The organism is Type-F symbiont of Plautia stali, assembly GCF_059731105.1.
In genome coordinates, this window is sequence record NZ_AP035910.1 from 261,780 (window position 1) to 282,475 (window position 20,696).

The 20,696-nt window shown below is 56.8% G+C and carries 18 protein-coding genes and 1 pseudogene; 6 read left to right on the forward strand and 13 right to left on the reverse strand.

The features are described 5' to 3' along the window. Positions 1 to 425: 425 nt before the first annotated feature. Positions 426 to 1,247, forward strand: coding sequence for an alpha/beta fold hydrolase (locus AC6I7A_RS20725; protein WP_058957830.1), 822 nt, complete (start codon positions 426 to 428; stop codon positions 1,245 to 1,247). Positions 1,248 to 1,376: 129 nt separating this feature from the next. Here the strand turns inward: AC6I7A_RS20725 and AC6I7A_RS20730 are convergent, their stop codons facing one another. The 8 genes from AC6I7A_RS20730 to AC6I7A_RS20765 all read right to left on the reverse strand — a co-directional run bounded on the left by AC6I7A_RS20730 (position 1,377) and on the right by AC6I7A_RS20765 (position 9,394). After that, positions 1,377 to 2,357: a LacI family DNA-binding transcriptional regulator gene (locus AC6I7A_RS20730; RefSeq protein WP_058957829.1), complete on the reverse strand. Its 981-nt coding sequence runs from the start codon at positions 2,355 to 2,357 to the stop codon at positions 1,377 to 1,379. Between the two features lie 46 nt (positions 2,358 to 2,403). Further along, the gene (locus AC6I7A_RS20735) at positions 2,404 to 3,468 is read right to left on the reverse strand and encodes a TIM barrel protein (RefSeq protein ID WP_058957828.1); all 1,065 of its coding nucleotides are present in this window, start codon (positions 3,466 to 3,468) and stop codon (positions 2,404 to 2,406) included. 26 nt (positions 3,469 to 3,494) lie between these two features. Then, the gene (locus AC6I7A_RS20740) at positions 3,495 to 4,724 is read right to left on the reverse strand and encodes an MFS transporter (RefSeq protein WP_058957827.1); all 1,230 of its coding nucleotides are present in this window, start codon (positions 4,722 to 4,724) and stop codon (positions 3,495 to 3,497) included. Positions 4,725 to 4,866: 142 nt separating this feature from the next. Further along, on the reverse strand, positions 4,867 to 5,778 hold the full coding sequence (locus AC6I7A_RS20745; protein ID WP_058957826.1) for a DMT family transporter: 912 nt from the start codon (positions 5,776 to 5,778) through the stop codon (positions 4,867 to 4,869). 262 nt (positions 5,779 to 6,040) lie between these two features. Next, positions 6,041 to 6,232, reverse strand: a complete 192-nt coding sequence (locus AC6I7A_RS20750) for a hypothetical protein (protein WP_009093013.1) — start codon at positions 6,230 to 6,232, stop codon at positions 6,041 to 6,043. 279 nt (positions 6,233 to 6,511) lie between these two features. Next, the gene (cspE, locus tag AC6I7A_RS20755) at positions 6,512 to 6,724 is read right to left on the reverse strand and encodes a transcription antiterminator/RNA stability regulator CspE (RefSeq protein WP_003855207.1); all 213 of its coding nucleotides are present in this window, start codon (positions 6,722 to 6,724) and stop codon (positions 6,512 to 6,514) included. 423 nt (positions 6,725 to 7,147) lie between these two features. Then, positions 7,148 to 8,344, reverse strand: coding sequence for an MFS transporter (locus AC6I7A_RS20760; protein ID WP_058957825.1), 1,197 nt, complete (start codon positions 8,342 to 8,344; stop codon positions 7,148 to 7,150). 156 nt (positions 8,345 to 8,500) lie between these two features. After that, the gene (locus AC6I7A_RS20765; protein ID WP_058957824.1) at positions 8,501 to 9,394 is read right to left on the reverse strand and encodes an ABC transporter six-transmembrane domain-containing protein; all 894 of its coding nucleotides are present in this window, start codon (positions 9,392 to 9,394) and stop codon (positions 8,501 to 8,503) included. Between the two features lie 95 nt (positions 9,395 to 9,489). On the opposite strand from AC6I7A_RS20765, the gene AC6I7A_RS20770 reads away from it, so the two are divergent. The 3 genes from AC6I7A_RS20770 (at position 9,490) to AC6I7A_RS20780 (ending at position 13,406) form a co-directional block, all read left to right on the forward strand. Beyond that, on the forward strand, positions 9,490 to 10,065 hold the full coding sequence (locus tag AC6I7A_RS20770) for a TetR/AcrR family transcriptional regulator (RefSeq protein ID WP_058957823.1): 576 nt from the start codon (positions 9,490 to 9,492) through the stop codon (positions 10,063 to 10,065). A gap of 474 nt (positions 10,066 to 10,539) precedes the next feature. Further along, the gene (locus AC6I7A_RS20775; RefSeq protein ID WP_009093017.1) at positions 10,540 to 11,925 is read left to right on the forward strand and encodes a diaminobutyrate--2-oxoglutarate transaminase; all 1,386 of its coding nucleotides are present in this window, start codon (positions 10,540 to 10,542) and stop codon (positions 11,923 to 11,925) included. 14 nt (positions 11,926 to 11,939) lie between these two features. Next, complete coding sequence (locus AC6I7A_RS20780; protein WP_058957822.1) at positions 11,940 to 13,406, forward strand: pyridoxal phosphate-dependent decarboxylase family protein; 1,467 nt, start codon at positions 11,940 to 11,942, stop codon at positions 13,404 to 13,406. A 369-nt stretch (positions 13,407 to 13,775) separates the two neighbouring features. On the opposite strand, the gene AC6I7A_RS20785 is transcribed toward AC6I7A_RS20780, so the two are convergent. Next, a complete protein-coding gene (locus tag AC6I7A_RS20785) occupies positions 13,776 to 15,080 on the reverse strand; it encodes an MFS transporter (RefSeq protein ID WP_058957821.1) in 1,305 nt (434 codons plus the stop codon). A 204-nt stretch (positions 15,081 to 15,284) separates the two neighbouring features. Between AC6I7A_RS20785 and AC6I7A_RS20790 the strand changes: the two are divergent. Then, positions 15,285 to 15,497: pseudogene (locus tag AC6I7A_RS20790) on the forward strand (VF530 family protein); the annotation flags it as partial. 175 nt (positions 15,498 to 15,672) lie between these two features. On the opposite strand, the gene AC6I7A_RS20795 reads toward AC6I7A_RS20790, so the two are convergent. From AC6I7A_RS20795 to AC6I7A_RS20810, 4 genes are read right to left on the reverse strand one after another with little or no spacing between them, the layout of a single operon-like run. Continuing rightward, the gene (locus tag AC6I7A_RS20795; RefSeq protein ID WP_058957820.1) at positions 15,673 to 16,983 is read right to left on the reverse strand and encodes an MFS transporter; all 1,311 of its coding nucleotides are present in this window, start codon (positions 16,981 to 16,983) and stop codon (positions 15,673 to 15,675) included. Continuing rightward, positions 16,976 to 17,611, reverse strand: coding sequence for a DUF4286 family protein (locus AC6I7A_RS20800; protein ID WP_195910815.1), 636 nt, complete (start codon positions 17,609 to 17,611; stop codon positions 16,976 to 16,978). The genes AC6I7A_RS20795 and AC6I7A_RS20800 overlap by 8 nt, the downstream gene beginning before the upstream one ends. After that, positions 17,611 to 18,942: an amidase gene (locus tag AC6I7A_RS20805; protein ID WP_058957819.1), complete on the reverse strand. Its 1,332-nt coding sequence runs from the start codon at positions 18,940 to 18,942 to the stop codon at positions 17,611 to 17,613. The genes AC6I7A_RS20800 and AC6I7A_RS20805 overlap by 1 nt, the downstream gene beginning before the upstream one ends. An 11-nt stretch (positions 18,943 to 18,953) precedes the next feature. After that, positions 18,954 to 19,634: a DUF2848 domain-containing protein gene (locus AC6I7A_RS20810; protein WP_009093024.1), complete on the reverse strand. Its 681-nt coding sequence runs from the start codon at positions 19,632 to 19,634 to the stop codon at positions 18,954 to 18,956. A 114-nt stretch (positions 19,635 to 19,748) separates the two neighbouring features. Here AC6I7A_RS20810 and AC6I7A_RS20815 point away from each other — a divergent pair, with 114 nt between their 5' ends. Further along, positions 19,749 to 20,423 (forward strand): GntR family transcriptional regulator, encoded by a 675-nt coding sequence (locus AC6I7A_RS20815; protein WP_046102950.1) that lies wholly within the window; start codon positions 19,749 to 19,751, stop codon positions 20,421 to 20,423. Positions 20,424 to 20,696 lie beyond the last annotated feature (273 nt).

A 20,696-nucleotide genomic window follows, 5' to 3' on the forward strand; every position in this document is an offset into this window, starting at 1 on the left:
CCCTATCCGCACACTGTTTCAGTGGGCTGATGAAAACCTTTAAAGTATGTTGTAACTAGAAACACGAAAAGCTCATATCTCCGTACTCGATGATGAATGAGAAAGGTCAACCGACTTTAGCCTGTAATAGATTTCTGCTTAATCTGCTCGTCTCTGGACCACTGAATTCAGGACAGACTCTGCAGGGGCGAAAGCCATACAGGTGCTACCCTCTCATGATGAATCCCGAATACCGGATTACTATTGATGATGCAGAGTCTTAACCGCCGGCATACAGACTGAGAGGCGTTTTCAGCAGTTGAGCATCACGTTAAAGCTTTATTCAATTGCGGGCGTAAGGCCGACCCGTCTCAGCGGGTGGTGGCCCCGGTTTAACGGGCGCATCACCGACATATCATCCATCACGTCAGACAGAGGGCAATATCATGAGCACCTTTAAAGCAACCGACGGCACGCAAATCTACTTTAAGGACTGGGGCACCGGTAAGCCTGTTTTATTCAGTCACGGCTGGCCGCTGGACGCGGATATGTGGGATAGCCAGATGAACTTCCTGGCCGGGCGCGGTTATCGCGTGATTGCCTTTGACCGCCGCGGTTTTGGTCGCTCCGATCAACCCTGGAACGGCAATAATTACGACACCTTTGCCTCAGATATCAACGATCTTATCACCCATCTGGATCTGCAGCAGGTGACGCTGGTCGGCTTCTCTATGGGTGGCGGCGACGTGACGCGCTATATCGGCCAGTATGGCAGCGATCGCGTGGCGGCGCTGGTGCTGCTGGGTGCCGTCACACCCATCTTCGGTAAAACGGCAGACTATCCGCAGGGGGTGGATATGTCGGTCTTTGACGGTATCCGCGACGGCCTGCTTAAGGATCGCGCCCAGTTTATCAAAGAGTTTGCCACCCCCTTCTACGGCACCAACGCCGGGCAGACCGTTTCCGAGGGCGTTTTGACGCAGACGCTGAACATTGCCCTGCTGGCCTCGCTGAAAAGCACCGTGGATTGCGTGACGGCCTTTGCCGAAACCGATTTTCGTGCAGACGTGGCGAAGGTGAAAGTGCCAACGCTGGTGATTCATGGCAGCAACGATCAGGTCGTTCCGTTTGAGTCTACCGGCAAAGTGGCGGCGGAGATGATTGAGGGGGCGGAACTGAAGGTTTATGACAATGCGCCGCATGGTTTTGCGGTAACGCATCAGGATCAGCTGAATCAGGATCTGCTGGCCTTCCTGAACGCACTCTGATCAAAACAGGGCGCAGCCGCGACTGCGCCCTTTTCACCCGCCTGAGCGCCTTGCCAGCGGCAGCCGGTTCATGCCGGATTGTCCCCCGCTGTCGCGTCACCTCACGTCATTATGCCGGAATCCGCATCTTTAACCACTGGCCCGCACCACCAGCTCAGCTGGCATCACTACCCGCTGCGGCGGCACATCGGGCTGGGCAATTTTTTGCAGCAGCAGCTCGCAGGCCCGGCGCCCCATCACGCCTGAAGGCTGTGCCAGGGTCGTTAACGGGGGTGACACCATCTCCGCCAGGTCGCTGCCATCGAACCCCACCACGGCAATATCATCGGGTATCCGCAGGCCCGCCTGCTGGATCGCCGCCATCGCCCCTGCTGCCAGCGTGTCAGACACGGCAAACACCGCATCGGGCCGCGTCTCCCCGGCCAGCAGCGCAAGCATCGCCGCTTTACCGGCGCTGAAACTCAACGCGCTGGCGCAGATGATTCTCTGCCATTCCCGCTGCTCCTCTTCCAGCTGCCGGAGGTAGCCCTGCTGCCGCAGCCGGGCATATTTGTAGCTCAGATCATGATTGATCAGCGCAATACGTTGGCGTCCCCGGGCGGCCAGATGTCGCACCACAGCCTGCGCGGCGCGCTGATCGTCAATGCCGACGCAGGAGACCCGCCCCTCATCATCGTGTTCGGCGCACTGCACCCAGGGCGCAGCGCCAATCAGCTGACTCAGCTCCGGCAGCTTACTGAAAGCGTCCATGGTGATGATGCCATCCACCACCTTGCCGGAAAGCAGTTGCAGGCTGGAACGCGATCGGGCGATATCGGCCCCCGAATTACAGAGCAGAATGCGATACCCCTGTTGCTCCGCCTGCGCCTCAATGCCTTTAACTACTTCAGCGCAGAAGGGGTTAGAGATATCGGAGACCAGCACAAGAATCATCGAGCTGCGGGCGGTGCGCAGCTGTCGCGCCAGCAGATTGGGCTGATAGCGGCTCTCTTCTATCGCCGCCAGCACTTTCTCCCGGTTGGCCGGTTTAACCCGGTCGCTGTTATTCAGCACTCTGGAAACCGTGGCGACGGACACCCCGGCCATCCGGGCGATTTTCTGAACAGACATAGCGCTCCCTGTTTTAATCCTGGGCGGTTCCGGTTATCCGCGCACTTCACGCGTCGCGATCCAGCCCCAGCTGCTGACGCACTGACGGGCGGTTTTCACCGGACGCGGCAAAATCATCAAAGGCGCGATCGGCCACCGGAATAATATGACGCTGGATAAACGCCGCACCTTCCCGCGCGCCCGTCTCACCCGCCTTCAGGCAACACTCCCACTCCAGTACCGCCCAGCCGTCATAGTCATACTGCGCCAGCTTACTGAAGATGCCGCCGAAGTCTATCTGGCCGTCGCCCGGCGAGCGAAAACGCCCGGCGCGCGTCAGCCAGGGCTGATAGCCGCCATAGACCCCGCTACGCCCGTTAATCTGATACTCCGCATCCTTGACGTGAAAGGCTTTGATGCGTGAATGGTAGTGGTCGATGAACTGCAGATAATCGATGTGTTGCAGGTGAAGATGGCTGGGATCGAACAGGATATTGCAGCGGGGATGATGATTGACCTCAGCCAGAAAACGTTCAAACGTGACACCGTCATGCAGATCTTCGCCGGGATGGATCTCATAACAGAGATCAACACCGTGCTGGTCAAAAACGTCCAGCAGCGGCAACCAGCGGCGCGCCAGTTCGGCAAAGGCTTCTGCAAACAGCGCGGCATTGTGGGGCGGCCAGGGATAGAACCAGGGCCAGGCAAGCGAGCCGGAGAAGGTGGCGTGAGCGCGCAGGCCGAGCCTTTCCGACGCGGCTGCGGCACGTCTGAGGGTGGTCATCGCCCACTCCGTGCGCCGGGCCGGATCGCCACGCAGCGTTGCCGGTGCAAAATTATCGAAAGCGCTATCAAAGACGGGATTGACGGCAATCAGCTGCCCTTCGAGATGCGTCGACAGTTCGCTGATTTCGAGGCCAGAATCGGCCAGCATCCCCCGCACGTCATCGCAGTAAGTCTGGCTCACCGCCGCCTGTTCAAGATCAAAAATGGCGGGCTGATGGCAGGGGATCTGCAGCGCCCGGTATCCCAGTCCCGCTGCCCATTCCGCCAGCCCGGCCAGCGAGTTGAACGGAGGCTGAGAGGTAATGAACTGTGACAGGAAGAGTCCCGGCCCTTTAACTGTTTTCATCTGTCGCTCCTGCGCGCCGCCAGCGCTTATTCACGGTAACGGAATGAGAAGAAGAAGATAATCGCGATCAGCGCGGCGGCGCCCGCCGGGATCCACCAGAACAGCGCCCAGTTCTGCGCACTCACCTGGCCCGCAACCAGATGGTTGTAGAGCGCGCCGGAGATTTGCGAACCCAGCAGCATGCCGATGCCATAGGTGAACATCACCACCATGCTCTGTGCCTGTCCCTTAACCTTTTCACCGGCGATGCGATCGGTGTAGATAAATCCCACCACAAAAAAGAAGTCGTAGCAGACGCCATGCAGCAGAATGCCGAGGTAGATCAGGGTGCGCGTCTCATCACTCATGCCCAGTGCAAACAGGGCATAACGCACAAACCACGCTGACATGCCAATCAGCAGCATCGCCTTCACGCCGAGGCGGCGAAACAGCAGCGGGATGATCAGCATGAAGAGAATTTCAGACATCTGGCCCAGTGACATCAGTGTGCTGACGTTGCGGACACCGGCATCCGCCAGCCAGGAGGCGGTGAAGGCGTAGTAGGTGCCCAGCGGAATCGAGATCAGGGTGGCGCACAAGGCGAAGACAAAGAAATGACGCTGTTTAAGCAGGGCAAAGGCATCCGCGCAGAAGAGATCGCGGACTTTCAACGGCAGACCTTTAGCCGGCGCTGGCGTGTGCGGCAGCGTCAGGCTGTAAAGAGCGAGCAGCACGGAACAGAGTGCGGCCAGCTGGAACACGGCCACACTGTCGGCGATCGCGGCGACGCCAATAAAGATCCCCGCCACAATCCAGCCGATCGTGCCGAAAACCCTGACGATGGGAAAACTCTTCTCACTGCTGGCGAGGCTGTGAAAAGCGATGTTGTTTGCGAGCGCCAGCGTCGGCATAAAGCAGAGCGTGTAGCCAAATAAGAGCGCGATCAGCAGCGCTCCGTTCTCTGCCATAAGCGCCTGTGGCACAAACCAGAGAATCATCGCACCGGCCAGATTCATCACCGCCATCACCTTCTGGGAAGGGAAAAAGCGATCCACCAGCATGCCGAGCACAAACGGCGACAGTATCGAGGCGATAGGCCCGGCAGAGAAGGCATCCCCGATCAGCAACGGCATGTTGTGGCGGGTCATGACCAGGCCCAGCGTCACCGACCAGCTGCCCCAGATAAAGAACTGCATAAACATCATCAGAGAGAGGCGCGGAACCAGCAGCTTATGCTGCACCCGCTGGCCTGCACTCTCCTGCACCGTTGCAATCATAGGAACCTCACCCGTAAGTCATCGATTACCTTGTCTGAGTGTAAAAGTAATCGATTACAAAATGAGCTTCTCTCGCCGGGATCACAAATTATTAACGCTGCGTTATCATTGCGCACTTTACACACGCGCCGGACGCTGCAGATCATGAGCTGACATTCGCCATCTGCGTTTTGCGGAAACGGTAACGCTCATAGAGCACGGCGTAGAGACCCCCTGTTACCACCAGGATCGCACCGACCACGGTGGCCGAGTCCGGCAGGCTGCCCAGCAGCAGATAGCCCACCGCCACCGACCAGATCAGGGTGGTGTAGTCAAACGGGGCCAGTAGTGAGGCCTCGGCGTAGCGCAGGCTCAGCGTCATCAGAATCTGGGTGATGCCGCCCAGCAACCCGCAGCCCACCAGCAACGCCAGTTGATTGCCCTGCGGCACCTTCCATCCGGCAGGCAGCGTAATCAGCGACGTTAATGCAGTGGTGATGGCGAACCAGAAAGCAATAGCGCCCGGTTTCTCTTTGCCGTTAAGAAAGCGGATCTGAACCAGTGCGCAGGCGGTACAGAAGGCCGCCATTAACGCCAGCAGGATCCCGGCCGACGCGGAGAGCGAGAAGCTGCCCTGCTGCGTCAGCGAGAGATGCCCGGAGAACATGACCAGAATGCCGGTGAATCCCATAAACACGGCAACACAGCGGTGATGACGGACTTTTTCACGCAGCAGCAGCGCCGCCAGCAGCACGGTAAACAGCGGCGCGGCATAGTTGATCGCGGTGGCATCGGTCAGTGAGATATAAAGCAGCGAAAGATAGCTGAAATAGAGCCCACCGGTCCCCGCCAGCCCACGCACAACGTGGCCGCGAATGTTACGGGTGCGGATGCCGTCCAGCACGCTGCCCTGGATACGCAGCCAGATTAACAGCGGCACCAGCGCCAGCAGCGAGCGAAAAAAGATCACTTCGCCAACCGGTATCGCCCCATCCAGTTGTTTCACACAGGCCAGCATCAGCGTGGAGCTCAGCGCAGCCATGACCTTCATTGCGATGCCAGCAGAGGCGTTCATAGAGCAGATAACCTTCCGGGTGGTAAACGTCAGCAGGAGAAGTTCTTTGCCTCTATAGTCGCACAGCGATAAACGGCTATCTGCCGCGATAAGCCTGCTGACGGCATTTTATCTTTTTTTCTCACCGTTTTACGGCATGAAGAGGTCAGCGGCTCATCCGCTGTCAGGAGGGAGTGGCTTAATGGCAGGCTTGATGACGTTTACAACGAAACAGGAGTCAGTGAGGTGTATGCTGCGGTTGGATCGATTCGCCTGACCATTTTCACAGGTTTTCTTTCAAAATGAATCGTTTGTTGATTGCAGGCACGAGGGCCATTGACAGAAACACGTAGCTCACGATGATGCCACCCATTGCGCTTTCAGACAGGTTAAGAGCGGCACATACCATACCTACAGGAATGCAAAATAAAAGAAACAGCAGTTCGATAAACAGCAGTGAAGCAAACTTTTTCATCGGTTAATCCCTTTTATTATCGTTACTTCAACAGGTCAGGAACATCATCGGTAAGCGGTGACATGGCCTGATTGATAAAATACAAATCCTCACCTGGCTTCGGGAAGCAGATAAGGGTAAACAAATATTTTTACTCGTCTGTGTGCATCCCCGGCATTGAGCACATCTTCATTAACGCAAAAAACCCGCACAGGGCGGGTTTTTTCAATCATCAATGCTCGCTTAACTGCTCAGGCTGTTGCCGTCATCGCTATCGTAAGCCGCATTGATCATCAGACGTTACATCGGGACAACGTTTGCCGCTGATGGGCCTTTCGCGCCGTTTTCAATGGTGAATTCGACCTGCTGACCTTCATCGAGGGTTTTATAATCGTTGCTCTGAATGGCAGAGAAATGAACGAATACATCTTTGCTGCCATCCTGCGGGGAGATAAAACCAAAACCTTTGCCCGCATCAAACCATTTTACTAAACCAGTCATTTTATTCGACATCGATACTTCCTTAATAATGAGCCACAAGGTGGCAGAGATGGCCTGTCTTCCAGAAATAAACTTACCAGGATTTTAGGAGGAGACTCACGAAGAAGGGGTATCTTGAGATATCGCTTGCACTGAGGACTGCTTGACTAAAACTGCTTTGATAAGGTCTGTGTTCCAAACCGATGACGCTATTAAGTCATGCCTGCCCGACATTAGCAAACATTATTTTAATTTAATTTTAACATCCAGACGGCCAGGCATCTTTACTGATTTGTCTGGCCTTTTTTATTTCCGGGACGGCGGAAAAGATAACGAACGCTGAATCTTTAAAGCCGCAACCCGATTCTGAGGCTGGCTGCACCCCGTTTCCCACGGGTTTCAGCCAGCCCCGCGCAGCGACAACCCCGGCTGCCGCTGCGCCCTGCCCGGCGGCTATCAGGCCAGTTCAGCCTGCTGGCGGGCGGCATGCCGCGCCGTCATCACAAAGACCATCAGGCCGCCGACCCCCAGCGCCACGCCAACCCACGCCGTTGACAGCCAGCCATAACCCAGCGACACCGTCAGGCCACCGAGATAGGCGCCCATCGCATTGGCGATATTCAGCGCCGAATGGTTCATCGCGGCCGCCAGGGTCTGTGACTCATTGGCAACATCCATCAGGCGGATCTGCAGTGATGGCAGCAGCACTGAACAGGTACCGATCAGGAAGGTCGCCAGCAGGCCGGTTGCCACATGCTGGACCAGCACCGGGAAGGCCAGCATCACCAGCACGTTCCAGAGCAGTGTCCAGCCGATAATGTTCAGCACCGGCCCGTCCGCCAGACGGCCACCGACCAGATTACCGATGATCATCCCCAGCCCGAACGCCACCATCGCCCACGGGATCAGCGAGGGAGAGATACCCGCAATATTGATCAGCGTCGGCGCGATATAGCTGAAGATCGCAAACATGCCGCCAAAACCGACGGCGCCCACCAGCAGAGTCAGCAGCACCTGCGCGTTTTTCAGCGCACCCAGTTCACGCAGCGGATGAGCCTCTGTATCGCCAGCTGTATAAGGCACATAGCGGCCAATCAGCAGACAGGTCAGCAGACCAATCGCGCCGACAAAGGTGAAGACCACGTGCCAGCTGAACAGCTGACCTATCCAGGAGCCGAGCGGCACTCCGATCAGGGTGGCCACCGTCAGTCCCAGCATCAGCGAGGCCAGCGCACGGCCCCGCCGCGCCGGCGACACCAGTGACGCCGCGACCAGAGAGGCCACGCCAAAGTAAGCGCCGTGCGGCAGGCCGGTCAGAAAACGCGCCACAATCAGGCCGTGGTAACTGTCGGCCATCGCGCTGGCGACGTTGCCGATACTGAACAGTGCCATCAGGATGAGCAGCAGCGATTTACGCGCCATCCGCGCCGCCAGCACCGCAATAAATGGCGCGCCAACCACCACCCCCAGCGCATAACTGGCGATAGCGTTGCCCGCCTGCGGTTCGGTGATGGCGAGCGAGCGCGACACGTCCGGCAGCAGGCCCATCATGATGAATTCGCCGGTTCCGATGCCGAAGCCGCCCAGTGCAAGGGCCAGCAATGCCCAGCGGACAAAACCGGCATCGTCGGTTTTATGATCTTTTCTTAACAAAATGGATTCCCAATGGCCTGAGCTGAAAAACTGAAGTGAGCCGGAGGAAGGAAGCAGAGCGTGTTCCGTCCGGATGAAGCGGCCAGACTATAAAAAGTCAGGCCGCGCATGGCAACCCATTTTGTGATCTGGCGCACATTCCATCCGCACAGGCGACTATGGCATGCCGGTATTCACCCGACGGCCTATGTCTTTCAGCTGGGAATACTTCTCCAGCAGCTGAGGGCCATCATCGAGGCTCATGGCAAACATCCACATATAGGTCATCACCGAATAGATGTGACCCGCGCTGGTGCCACCCCGGCCCGCCATTAACGCGATGGTGCCAGCAAACAGCAGCGCGGCCATGCTGCCGATGGCCAGATAACCGCAGGCTTCCCGATTAGAGAGACGGATACGCAGGCTGGCTAAAACCCCATAATGACGGCTGAGTGAAGCGGCGTTCGCATGGGTAACGAAATTCACCTCTTTCTCCAGCCGGTTGTTAAGTCGATTAAACAACGCATCATTTTTGCGGGTAAAGCCTGGCAGAAAACAGGCGAAAAACAGCAGGATCGCCAGGCACCCTGCGCCAGTCCAGAACTCAATGGCCAGCAGCATCACCGCCGCCCCGGTCATCGACGCCAGCGAGGTAATCAGCACCGGCAGATGCTTCTCAAAGAAATCGACAAACTCGCGTGATAACGCCACCCTTGCCGCAATCGTCGACGCGCTATGATTTTCGCTGCGCTGCGCCACAATCACTGGCACCGCCAGCTCCGCATAGATGCGGGCAAAGGTGTGGGTGTCGACGCTGCGCCGGGCTGCGCCAATCGCCCACATGGTAAACACCATCGCCGCATAGAGTATCGCCTGCCAGGTTCTGCCGGAGAGGATGGCATTGATAGCAAAGCCCGCCAGCAGCGGATAAAGCAGATACATGACATTTTCCGCGACCACCAGCAGCAGCGTGAAGAAGAGCTTGCGGCGATGGCGACGGCCAAGTGCTTTCAGTGTCAGAATAGCGCTGCGGGGAGCCGCAACGGGAAGGATAAGTTTAGAGGAAGACATCGTTTCAGTTTCTGATAGTGTTATCCTTGAGCGGTTGCTCAAGGATGAAAAAGAGTCTATTTGAGCATTTGCTCAAAGTCAATGTGAGAGTCATGATGAAAGCGTCAGCAGAAGCACTGAAGACAAAAATCCTGGATGCCGCGATAGCATTATTTATTGAGAAAGGGATAGAAAAGGTCACCACCCGCGAGCTGACCGAGTCGGTAGGCATTTCACGCAGCCACATTTATCACTACTTCAGTAACTGGCAGAGCCTCTGTCTGGCTGCACTGGAGCGCTTCATGCGGCAGGATTATGAAGCCTTCGCAGATTCCCTGTCCGGCCTCATGCCGCGTCAGAAACTGCTGCGCCTCTTTGAAAGCCATCTGCCCGCCGCACCGGATGCCACCTGGCAGCTTTATGCCTCCTTCTGGCAGAGTGCAGCACACTATCAGCCCTATGCCGGGCTGGCAGAGACGATGACGGCAGAGTGGCAGGAACTGATGGAGACGATTATCCGTGACGGCGTCACTGACGGGACACTGCGCTGCGCCGATATCGCCCGCACCGCCAGGCAGATCAGCGCCATGCTTAACGGTTATGCCGACTTACTGACGGTTAATCCCTCAGAGGCGAAGGCACGTGAAGCGCTGGCGGATTTAAACCAGTTTATAGATTGTGTGCTGGGATAAAGGGATTAATCCGCACACTGACTCAACTGCAACGGGACGTTTTTAATTAAATGTTAAAAAAAGGTTTATTATTTTAATTGGTCATTACATCTATAGCGGGATATATGCAGCTTCGCTAATTAAACTGACTTATGCTTTTTCTGTCTGAAAAGCGCCCTTTTTGATAGCGTTTCGGCTCCGAAACAGCTGTTTACACAGATTATTATCATTGACTTAGCACAGGCTGTGAGCTGTAAGCCGGTGTTTTTTCGCCATTTATTATTTAACCTTTAGCGAAGCGGCAGTAAAGCATGCGGTCATAAACTCAACAACTGGTTGATAACTATAGCAAAGAAGTACTTTTTATCTGATCAAATTAATCATTGAGTCGGACCTTAAAAACCCCTATATTGGCCGCGCTTTAAACATACCCATGACTTTTTTAATTCATTTATTCAACTGAGACGTTACTCCCGTCGCGGTTGTAGGAGAGATATGATGACGGATAAAGTCCGTATTGACAGTTCGAATGCACAGACATTAAACGCAACCAATGAGACCTATTTAGCCCGTCAGGCCGAATTTGAATCTAACGTTCGAAGTTATCCGCGCAAATTGCCGTTCGCTATTGCGAAAGCACAGGGTGTCTGGATCACCGACGTCGAGAACAATCAGTATCTTGATTGTCTTGCGGGTGCCGGAACGCTGGCATTGGGCCATAACCACCCAGACGTTCTGCAGAGCATTCAAAATGTCATTACCAGCGGCTTGCCGTTACATACTCTGGATTTAACCACGCCGTTAAAAGACGCGTTTTCTGAGTACCTGCTCTCCCTGTTACCAGGTCAGGGCAAGGATTACTGCCTGCAGTTTACCGGCCCGTCCGGCGCCGATGCCGTGGAAGCGGCGCTGAAGCTGGCGAAAAAGCACACCGGCCGTTCCGGTGTTATCAGCTTCTCCGGTGCCTACCACGGTATGACCCATGGCGCGCTGTCAGTGACCGGTAACCTGTCACCGAAAGAAGCCGTTGACGGCATGATGCCGGAAGTGCAGTTCATGCCTTATCCGCACCTCTACCGCTGCCCGCTGGGCATTGGCGGCGAAGCGGGCGTGAAAGCGCTGACCTACTATTTCGAAAACCTGATCAACGACGTTGAGAGCGGTGTACGTAAACCTGCGGCGGTCATTCTGGAAGCCGTTCAGGGTGAAGGCGGCGTGAACCCGGCTCCGGCGGAATGGCTGCAGCGCATCCGTAAAGTCACCCAGGAGCACGGCATCCTGCTGATCCTCGACGAAGTTCAGGCAGGCTTTGCCCGTACCGGTAAATTCTTCGCCTTCGAGCACGCGGGTATTGAGCCAGACATCATCGTGATGTCCAAAGCTGTGGGTGGCGGTCTGCCACTGGCCGTGCTGGGCATTAAGAAAGAGTTCGATGCCTGGTCACCGGGTCACCACACCGGCACCTTCCGCGGAAACCAGCTGGCGATGGCAACCGGCCTGACCACGCTGAAACTGCTGAAAGAGAACAACATCGCAGATAAAGTCGCGGCACAGGGCGAACTGCTGAAAGGCAAACTGAACGAACTGCAGCAGCGCTACCCGGTGATTGGCAACGTCCGTGGCCTGGGTCTGATGATCGGTATCGAGCTGGTGAAACCTGACGAAGCCGCTGATCACATGGGCAGCTTCCCGGCTGACGGCGAGCTCTCTGCGCTGGTACAGAAGAAATGTTTCGAGAACGGCCTGATCCTGGAGCGCGGCGGACGTCACGGTAGCGTATTGCGCCTGCTGCCTTCCCTGCTGATCACCGATGCTGAACTTGACGTGTTTATGGATAAATTTGAAAACGCCCTGCTGTCAGCTGGCGTGAAACCAGTATAAGTGGAGTGAATGCAATGTCCCGGTTAAACCCAATCCTGGCGGCCTCATCTCAGAGTACCGAGGCCTACCAGCAGGCGATCGCCCAGAGTAGCGCGGCGGTCGTTAAGTGGCTGGAACAACCTGAGATGTATCAGGGAAAAACCGTCGCAGAGCTGCGCGAGCGTATTACGCTGGACTTCAATCCTGACGGCCTGGGCAACCAGGCTGCGATTGAACGTGCCATTGAGTACTTCCTGAAAGACAGCCTGTCGGTGCATCACCCACAGTGTGTGGCGCACCTGCACTGCCCTAGCCTGGTGATCAGCCAGGCGGCGGAAGTGCTGATCAACGCCACCAACCAGAGTATGGACTCCTGGGATCAGGCGCCCTCTGCAACCCTGATTGAGATGAAGCTGATCGAATGGCTGCGTACTCAGGTGGGTTATCAGCCGGGCGATGCCGGTGTCTTCACCAGCGGCGGCACCCAGAGCAACCTGATGGGCCTGATGCTGGCGCGCGACGCGTGGTATGCCCGTCAGGGTCACTCTGTTCAGCAGGATGGCTTAACCGGTGACCTGAAGAAGATGAAAGTCTTCTGTTCAGAAAATGCGCACTTCTCCGTTCAGAAGAACATGGCGCTGCTGGGTCTGGGTTATCAGTCCGTCACGCAGGTGAAAACCGATAGCTTTGCCCGCATGGATATGGATGACCTGCGTCACAAGCTGGCCGCAGCTAAAGCCAACGGCGAGCATATTCTGGCGATTGTTGCCACCGCAGGCACCACCGATGCCGGTGCGATCGATCCGCTGCGTGAAATTGCCACGCTGGCGGCTGAAGAGAACATCTGGGTTCACGTGGATGCTGCGTGGGGCGGTGCACTGCTGCTCTCCGAGCTGTATCGCGACTATCTGGACGGCATTGAGCTGGTGGACTCCATTACGCTGGACTTCCACAAGCAGTTCTTCCAGACCATCAGCTGTGGCGCTTTCCTGCTGAAGGAAGCACGTCATTACGAGCTGATGCGTTACCAGGCTGCGTATCTGAACTCTGAATTTGACGAAGCGCAGGGCGTACCGAATCTGGTGTCGAAATCCCTGCAGACCACCCGCCGTTTTGATGCACTGAAACTGTGGATGGGTCTGGAAGCCCTGGGTCAGAAACAGTATGCCGCCATCATCGACCACGGTGTGACGCTGGCACAGCACGTGGCAGCGTATGTGGATGCGCAGCCGGCGCTGGAGCTGGTAATGAAGCCGCAGCTGGCGAGCGTGCTGTTCCGCTACCGTCCGGCGCATCTGGCGCACCTCAGCGACGCGGATATCGCGCTGCTGAACCAGCGTATCGGGGATGCCCTGCTGGAGTCGGGCCGCGCTAACGTCGGCGTGACCGAGCACGATGGCGTGACCTGTCTGAAGATGACGCTGCTCAACCCGACCGTGACACTGGAAGACATTAAAATCCTGCTGACGCTGGTAGAAACCACGGCTCAGCAGCTGGTTTAACAGTTCTGCTAAAACTCTGAAGGGCGCCTGAAGGCGCCCTTTTTTTATGCCGCTGTTTCCCTCTTTTCACGCTTTCCGGTCAATTCAGTATCAGGATCAAAGAATGCGATCCCGCCATCAGGCACTCTCTATGGGTGTTGTAATTAAAGCCGAGCTGGCCAGCCGTTACGGCCCCGGTATCAGACCTCACTGAACTGTCAGGAATACACATTTACTATCATGCGTAAAATCTTCATCCTCCTTCTGGCGTTAGCAATGGCCGCCATCATCCTGATCGCCGATAGTCACGGAACCAAGGTTCACAACCGCGATCAGATTTTCAGCCTGAATGCCCCTTCCGGGCGCTGAGCGACGCCGCTAAGCCTGCGGTCACCCCTCATCCAGCGCTCGCTTATGATCGTCTTTGTTCAGCGTCATCAGCGCCACAATACTGACCAGTGCGGTCGCCATGACATACCAGGCGGGAATATCGGGATTGCCCGTCTCTTTAATCAGCCCGGTGATGATCAGACCGGCACAGCCGGAGAAGAGCGCGTTAGAGAGTGAATAGGCCAGGCCCAGACCGGTATAACGCACCCGCGTCGGAAACATCTCTGACAGCATCGCCGGTCCCGGCCCGGCCAGCAGGCCCACTACACCCCCTGCGATAAAGACCACCAGCCCTTTCAGCCCGGTTGCGGTGTTCTCAGCCTGCAACAGGTTGAGCAGCGGCAGAGAGAGCACCAGCAGCAGGATCGCCGCCGAGACCATCACCGTCCGGCGGCCAATCCTGTCGCTCAGCATTCCCGCCGGAATAATCGTGACGGCAAAACCGAGGTTCGAAATCACCGCAATCAGCAGCGCCTCATTAAAGCCGGTGTGCAGTGAGGCCTGCAGGTAGGTCGGCATAATCACCAGCCAGGTGTACCCGGCCGCCGACCACACCATCAGCCGGCAGATACCGAGCAGAATCGTTTTCAGGGTGTCACTCAGGCTGGCGGTCACTTTTTCGCGGGGCTGCGTCTGCTGCCGGATAAACGCCGGAGTCTCCTCCATGCCAGCCCGCAGCCAGAGCGCGATCCCCCCCAGCGGCAGGGCAACAAAGAACGGGATGCGCCAGCCCCAGCTCAGCATCTCTTCCGGCGTCAGCAGCCGCGAAAGCAGCGCAACGATCGCTGCACCCGCCAGCAATCCCAGCGCAACGGTAAAGGATTGCCAGGCACCATACAGGCCACGCCTGCCGGGCGGAGCAAATTCGGTCATCAGCGACACCGCCCCTCCATACTCGCCTCCGGCAAACAGCCCCTGCAGAATACGCAGCCCGGTAACGATCAGGGGAGCCAGCACGCCCAGCTGGGCATAGGTCGGCACCAGGCCGATAGCCGCGGTGGCCAGCGTCATCATGATCAGCACAAATATCAGGGTGGGCTTGCGCCCAATCCTGTCCCCCATCCGGCCAAACAGCACGGCGCCAAGCGGACGGAAGAAAAAGGCGATGGCAAAAGAGGCGTAGGTCAGCAGGACACCGGTCAGCGCGGATTCGCCCTGAAGCCGGAAGAAGTTCTCCGCAATCAGGGTAGCCAGGAAGCCATAAACGGCAAACTCATACCATTCAATGAAATTTCCGACCGAACCGGCAATCAGGGCACGTTTGCGGCGAGGGGAGCTGAGCAGATCAGTATCGGAAGCGGACATGGCAGGCGATCCTCAGTCAATCATGGGTCGCTTATGATTAGCACAATCGCTGCCCGGCTGCGCACGCTTCTGCCCGTCACGTTAGCGCGGACACAGAAAAAGGGCGATAGCACGGTGTGACAGACCTTTTTCATCCTCAGCCCTTGCACATCCGCTTTACCGTTGTCAGGATGTGCGCCATTGACTGAATCAGGCGAAAAGATAATGAACGCGCACACCTCAAAAGATCCTCTGCACGGCGTCACCCTGGAGATGCAGATCAACCATTTAGTCGCGCAGTATGGCTGGGCGGAACTGGGAAATCGGGTCAACATCAACTGCTTTAAAAACGATCCCAGCGTGAAATCGAGCCTGAAGTTTCTGCGACGCACCCCCTGGGCGCGGGCGGAAGTGGAAGCGCTCTATCTCGCCTCGCTAAAAGCGTAACGCGGCACACTTGTTTCTCTGAAGCAGAACCGGGGTGAGTCTGAGCTTATCCTCTGTTGTTACTGATGCTGCACCTCCAGGCATTAACAAGCCCGCGGGTGAACATTATGCGCAGCATCGCTTTCAGCGATAGCCCGGACAAGGGCAATCCTTCGCCCTGACAATCTTAATCCTGACGATGAGCTGTCTCTCTGGCTTTCCACAACGCGAATAGCGTAATCGCCAGTGCCAAACTGACGTACAAAGAGACCCACAGCGTGCTGCCCATTTCTTTAAATAACGTGGTGATGATCAGGGGCGCAAAGCCCCCGCCGACAATGCCCGCCAGGGTATAGGCCAGGGATGAACCCGCGTAACGCACATGTCCCGGAAACTGCTCAGTGACAAATGCGGCCTGCGGCCCGTACATCATCGCATGGATCAGCAAACCGCCAATCACCGCCAGCACGATCAACACCGGATGCGCGCTATCAAGCAGCACAAAGAACAGAAATGACCATACAATCGCCAGCAGCGCGCCGGTAATGTAAACCGGGCGTCGTCCCCACCTGTCTGAAAGCGCGCCAAACATCGGCACCGTAATCGCGTTAACTATTGCGCCCAGCATTGTAGCCATTAACGCCAGCGGTCGCGGTAATTGCAGCACGGTGGTGACGTAGGTCAGCGTAAAGACGACCACCAGCGCATAAAGGACATCCGAGCCGATACGCGATCCTCCGGCAATGAATAGCTGTTTCGGATAGTTTACGAAAACCTCTTTTAACGGGGTGTGCGTGGTTTTCTCCTGTTCCTGCATTGCGACAAAGGTGGGTGTCTCTTCCACACCGCGCCGCAGCCACAGACCAAATATGACCAGTACCAGGCTTAGCAGGAACGGAATGCGCCAGCCCCACGCCTGAAACTGATCGGCGCTCATCATCACCGTAACCAGCGTAATAAAGCCCGTGCCGATCAGCGTGCCGCAGGATGGACCAACCTGCGCAAAGGAGGCGTTACGCCCGCGTTTATTCGCGTCGCCATGCTCCATCGATAACAACACGGCCCCTGCCCATTCGCCGCCCAGCGCGATGCCCTGCACAAACCGCAGTGCGACTAACAGAACCGGGCTCCAGATGCCCCAGACCGCATAGCCCGGCAGCAGGCCCATTAACGCCGTGGTTATGCCCATTATCACCAGCGTGATGATCAACACCGCTTTACGCCCCGCGACATCGCCAAGGTGGCCGAACACGAAGCCCCCCAGCGGACGTGAAATATAGCCTACCGCGTAGGTCGAAAACGCCAGAATGGTGCCGACCAGCGGATCGAAGCTGGGGAAAAAGATATGGTTAAACACCAGCGCGGCCATGATGTTGTAAACGGTAAAGTCGTACCACTCAAGCGCGGTGCCAATCGAACTGGCAGCAGCCAGACGCCCGGTCTTCGATTTGGTGCGCACGGCGCCTGCTGCATGTTGCAGAGAATCGGTATCAGCCATTGGTCAGCTCCTGTTTTGTTAACTGCCAGTTGAGGGCATAACGCTGTATCTCTCCCGCAAACAGCTGTGCCGCGGCCGCAGCGAGGCGATCGCAGCTCCGTGCATCGCTGCAATGAATCAGCAGCATCGGCTGCATTTTCCGCTGTTCCTGGCTTTCCTTCGGTAACGGCGAACTCAGGATGCTGTCTGGCATCAGCACGCAGGAGGAGATGTAGCCCGGCGTCTGGCTTATTTGCTGCTGCCAGGCGCTTAGCGCACTGCCATCGATCGCCTGCAGCGTCAACACCGCTAACTGATTGCCCGTGCCTTTGCCATGCTTGTGCACGACCGTGCTCACCCGGCGCATGGGGTTAACCATTTTTTGCAGATTCTGCACCGACCATGCCGTCTGGTGCGTGAATGCGGCGTGATAATCGGCGCTGGAAAAGGCGTCCAGCGAGTCGGTTTCATATAAACCGAGATACTGATGCTCAGCGTTAACTGCCTGATAGCGTGTACCGCTCAGGAATCCCGTAATGGCTACACGCTCCTCTACGTGTTCATGGTCATACCACTGGTTAAAGTCAGCCTCATCTTCAGCGCCAATGTTGGTGGCGACATACAGCATGCCGTGGGGTTGAGTCATCATCAGAATCTCCGGTTAAGGGCAGTTTCCACGGCAAGCGACCAGCTGATTAAGCGGGCGTCATCACCATGAGTCGAAGCAAGGCTCAGGCCAACCGGAGCAGAGCCCGGTTGATGGCAGGGTAAAGAGAGCGCACAGCCGTCCAGCATGTTGATAATGCTGGGGTTGCGCAGCATCAGCGCGTTAATCTCCATATAGCGCTGCGCATCACTGAGTGACGCGATAGTGGGCGCGACAAGCGGAACGGTTGGCATGAGTAACGCATCAAAATCCCCTAGCGCTGCGTTGATGCGCTGTTGCCATGCAGCACGCTGCTGGTAAAGCTCAGTGGCATCCTGCACGGTGAGATGGCTGCCGCGCTGAATGCGCACCAGCACCTGGGGATCGTAAGCTTCAGGGTGTGCCTGCGCGCTTTTTTTATGCCATTGCCAGGCTTCATAAGCCGTAATGCCGCCACGCGCATTCATAGCATTCAGCTCATCCAGCTCAGGCAACGTGATGTCGGTAACTGTCGCACCCGCCTGCTTCAGAAGCGTGATGGCTCGCTGCCAAGCCTGCGCCACATGCTGATCCAGACCATCCAGTACGCGCGTTTGTGGCACAGCAAAGCGCGCGTTTCGCACATCCAGCGACTGTAACGCCAGCGGCCGATCGGCAATGACGCTATCCAGCAGCCAGCAGCTGCGTACGTCGTCCGCGATCACCCCGATGCTGTCGAGTGAGGTCGAAAGCGGCAACGTTCCCCGCTGGTTGATGCGCTTTGCCGTGGGTTTGAAGCCGGTCAGGCCACAGAGTGCAGCAGGGATCCGCACTGAACCGCCGGTATCGGTGCCAACGGCAGCCAGACACATGCCCTCAGCAACCGCCACGGCCGCGCCAGAGGACGATCCGCCGGGGATACGTTGATGTTCGCGCTGCCACGGATTGACTGGCGTGCCGTAATGGGGATTGATGCCCAGGCCGGAAAAAGCGAACTCCGTCATCGTGGTTTTACCAACGATGGCGGCGCCCGCCAGCAGTAGCTTATCGACGACGCTGGCATTGGCAGCCGCCACGGGCGCATCGGCCAGTAAGCGTGACCCGGCCGTGGTCGCCTCTCCCTCGACATCGAACAGATCTTTAATGCTGACTGGCAGTCCATCGATGGGACTTAGCGCCTGCTTTGCCTGCCAGCGGGCGTTTGCCGCGCTACAAGACGCGGCGTAGCGTTGCGTGAACACCAGAGCACCCTGTTGTTCAGGATCCTGCGCGGCCTGCAACGCGGATTCAGTAAAGGCTTCGGGCAGAGCATCGCCGCTCTGCAACTGCTGACTGGCTTGCCAGAGTGTGGTCATCGGCGCTCTCCTCATGCCACCACCGGCAGCGCGCCGGTGGTGTAAGTGTGTTCCAGCGTGCGATTAAGCACCGGGTCATGCAGCGCCATGCGGAACTGGCTGGATGGCCGGATGCCGCCAATGGCGCCCAGCGTGCCGCAGGACATAGCAACGCCCTCTTCCACGACACCGCCAGCAAAATAGCGCGCGAGCAAATCCTGTGGTGTCAGCAGAGAGGCCAGCGTGCCCTGCTGATAGATGACCCATTTACCCTGCTCTTTAATCCATGAGCTGAGTTCAAGCACATCCCAGTGTTCGGTAACGTCACTCATGCGCCACGCGGCGCTGGCAACCGGCTTGATACACGCCTGCTTAGAGAGCGCAACGCTGAAGGTTTCCAGATGGCGGTCGGTATGATCAGACGTGAGGGACACCCACAATTCGCCGCGATGCGAGAAAACGAAGGGTTCGGCTTCGCCGGAGGTCTGCTCGCCTACCACTTCAAGCTCTGATTGCTGGCTGAGCTGATTAACCGCAACCCGGTAAAAAAGCGGTACTGCACCGGGTGCGGGCACGCCGAGGGCTTCTAATTCACGAATATGGTGCAACACGGCTTCCTTATCGCGGCCGGCCCAGCCAGCAATAATGAAATGCGTAATGTCCACGTTCAGTGTGGTCGCGGCTTTGTCGCCCGTAGAGAATCGCAACTGCATGAGAAAACCTCCGGTTGAAAAATCACAGTGAAATTTCACAGTAATTTTAAACTAGCGATTTTCATGCCAGATTTTTGTGTAAGATGTCTTACAGGTAAAAAAAGGAACGTGGTGATGAGTGAATCAGTGGCGGAAAATGTGAACCCAGGCCGTGCAGATAAAAGCCTTTCTCTTAATGAACAAGCCTATCTGGCTTTCAGGCACAAGCTCATTACGTTGCGTTATAAACCTGGCGAATACCTTAATACCGCTCAGGTGATGGATGATCTGGCGATAGGCCGCACACCGGTTAATCAGGCGGTTCATCGCCTCGCAACCGAAGGTTTACTGCAAATTATCCCGCGTAAAGGTGTCATGGTGGCGCCATTATCGATTGATGACGCACTGGAGTTGATTGAAGTACGGCTGGTAAATGAAACGCTCTGTGTGGAGCTTGGCAGCCAGAAGGTGACGGAGGCGCAGCTTGAACGTCTGCGTCATCTTAATCAGCAAATTGATGAGGCGAGCCAGTTACGCAGCCGCGAACAGATGATGCTGCTGGATCGCGAGTTTCATCAGGTCCTGGCCGAGATTGCCGGTAATCGCCATCTTGCCGATATCCTTAGCGTGATTCATGCACAAGCGCAGCGCTTCTGGGCCACCACCCTTTCCAACGTGGCGCACATGGATGAAGTGATCGCTGAGCATAATGAAATCATTGCCGCGCTGGAATCAGGGGACACACAACGTGCAGCCGAAGCCGCACGTGCGCATATTTTCTCATTTAAGCGCGCCCTACTTTCCGCTTAAAGGCCAGACCGCGTGCCGTCGCAAGTTTTGACAGCGCCTGATCGATTTCAGTTTATGCAAGACCCGGTTGCTGCAGGCAGCGCGCTAATGATGGCTGGCGGCTGATAAAGTTTTCAGGGCGGCATCGGCGCTCGGGAGCATGATATGCCCAGTGGGGAGTGTTGCCGGTTCGCTGTTTAGCCTGGGGCAATCGCGTTGAAGCAGGGGCACGTCCGCCTGGTGTCAGAAGCGGACATTGCTGACATCGGGATGAACTAATCTGCGGGGAGCAGC

Excerpts from the sequence above, each read along its gene's own strand:
- AC6I7A_RS20810 (WP_009093024.1), bottom strand. The coding sequence starts at position 19,634 with ATGCAGTTGCGATTCTCTACGGGCGACAAAGCCGCGACCACACTGAAC.
- AC6I7A_RS20735 (WP_058957828.1), bottom strand. The coding sequence starts at position 3,468 with ATGAAAACAGTTAAAGGGCCGGGACTCTTCCTGTCACAGTTCATTACC.
- AC6I7A_RS20815 (WP_046102950.1), top strand. The coding sequence starts at position 19,749 with ATGAGTGAATCAGTGGCGGAAAATGTGAACCCAGGCCGTGCAGATAAA.
- AC6I7A_RS20775 (WP_009093017.1), top strand. The coding sequence starts at position 10,540 with ATGATGACGGATAAAGTCCGTATTGACAGTTCGAATGCACAGACATTA.
- AC6I7A_RS20785 (WP_058957821.1), bottom strand. The coding sequence starts at position 15,080 with ATGTCCGCTTCCGATACTGATCTGCTCAGCTCCCCTCGCCGCAAACGT.
- AC6I7A_RS20725 (WP_058957830.1), top strand. The coding sequence starts at position 426 with ATGAGCACCTTTAAAGCAACCGACGGCACGCAAATCTACTTTAAGGAC.
- AC6I7A_RS20770 (WP_058957823.1), top strand. The coding sequence starts at position 9,490 with ATGAAAGCGTCAGCAGAAGCACTGAAGACAAAAATCCTGGATGCCGCG.
- AC6I7A_RS20745 (WP_058957826.1), bottom strand. The coding sequence starts at position 5,778 with ATGAACGCCTCTGCTGGCATCGCAATGAAGGTCATGGCTGCGCTGAGC.
- AC6I7A_RS20765 (WP_058957824.1), bottom strand. The coding sequence starts at position 9,394 with ATGTCTTCCTCTAAACTTATCCTTCCCGTTGCGGCTCCCCGCAGCGCT.
- AC6I7A_RS20805 (WP_058957819.1), bottom strand. The coding sequence starts at position 18,942 with ATGACCACACTCTGGCAAGCCAGTCAGCAGTTGCAGAGCGGCGATGCT.
- AC6I7A_RS20750 (WP_009093013.1), bottom strand. The coding sequence starts at position 6,232 with ATGAAAAAGTTTGCTTCACTGCTGTTTATCGAACTGCTGTTTCTTTTA.
- cspE (WP_003855207.1), bottom strand. The coding sequence starts at position 6,724 with ATGTCGAATAAAATGACTGGTTTAGTAAAATGGTTTGATGCGGGCAAA.
- AC6I7A_RS20740 (WP_058957827.1), bottom strand. The coding sequence starts at position 4,724 with ATGATTGCAACGGTGCAGGAGAGTGCAGGCCAGCGGGTGCAGCATAAG.
- AC6I7A_RS20730 (WP_058957829.1), bottom strand. The coding sequence starts at position 2,357 with ATGTCTGTTCAGAAAATCGCCCGGATGGCCGGGGTGTCCGTCGCCACG.
- AC6I7A_RS20795 (WP_058957820.1), bottom strand. The coding sequence starts at position 16,983 with ATGGCTGATACCGATTCTCTGCAACATGCAGCAGGCGCCGTGCGCACC.
- AC6I7A_RS20800 (WP_195910815.1), bottom strand. The coding sequence starts at position 17,611 with ATGATGACTCAACCCCACGGCATGCTGTATGTCGCCACCAACATTGGC.
- AC6I7A_RS20780 (WP_058957822.1), top strand. The coding sequence starts at position 11,940 with ATGTCCCGGTTAAACCCAATCCTGGCGGCCTCATCTCAGAGTACCGAG.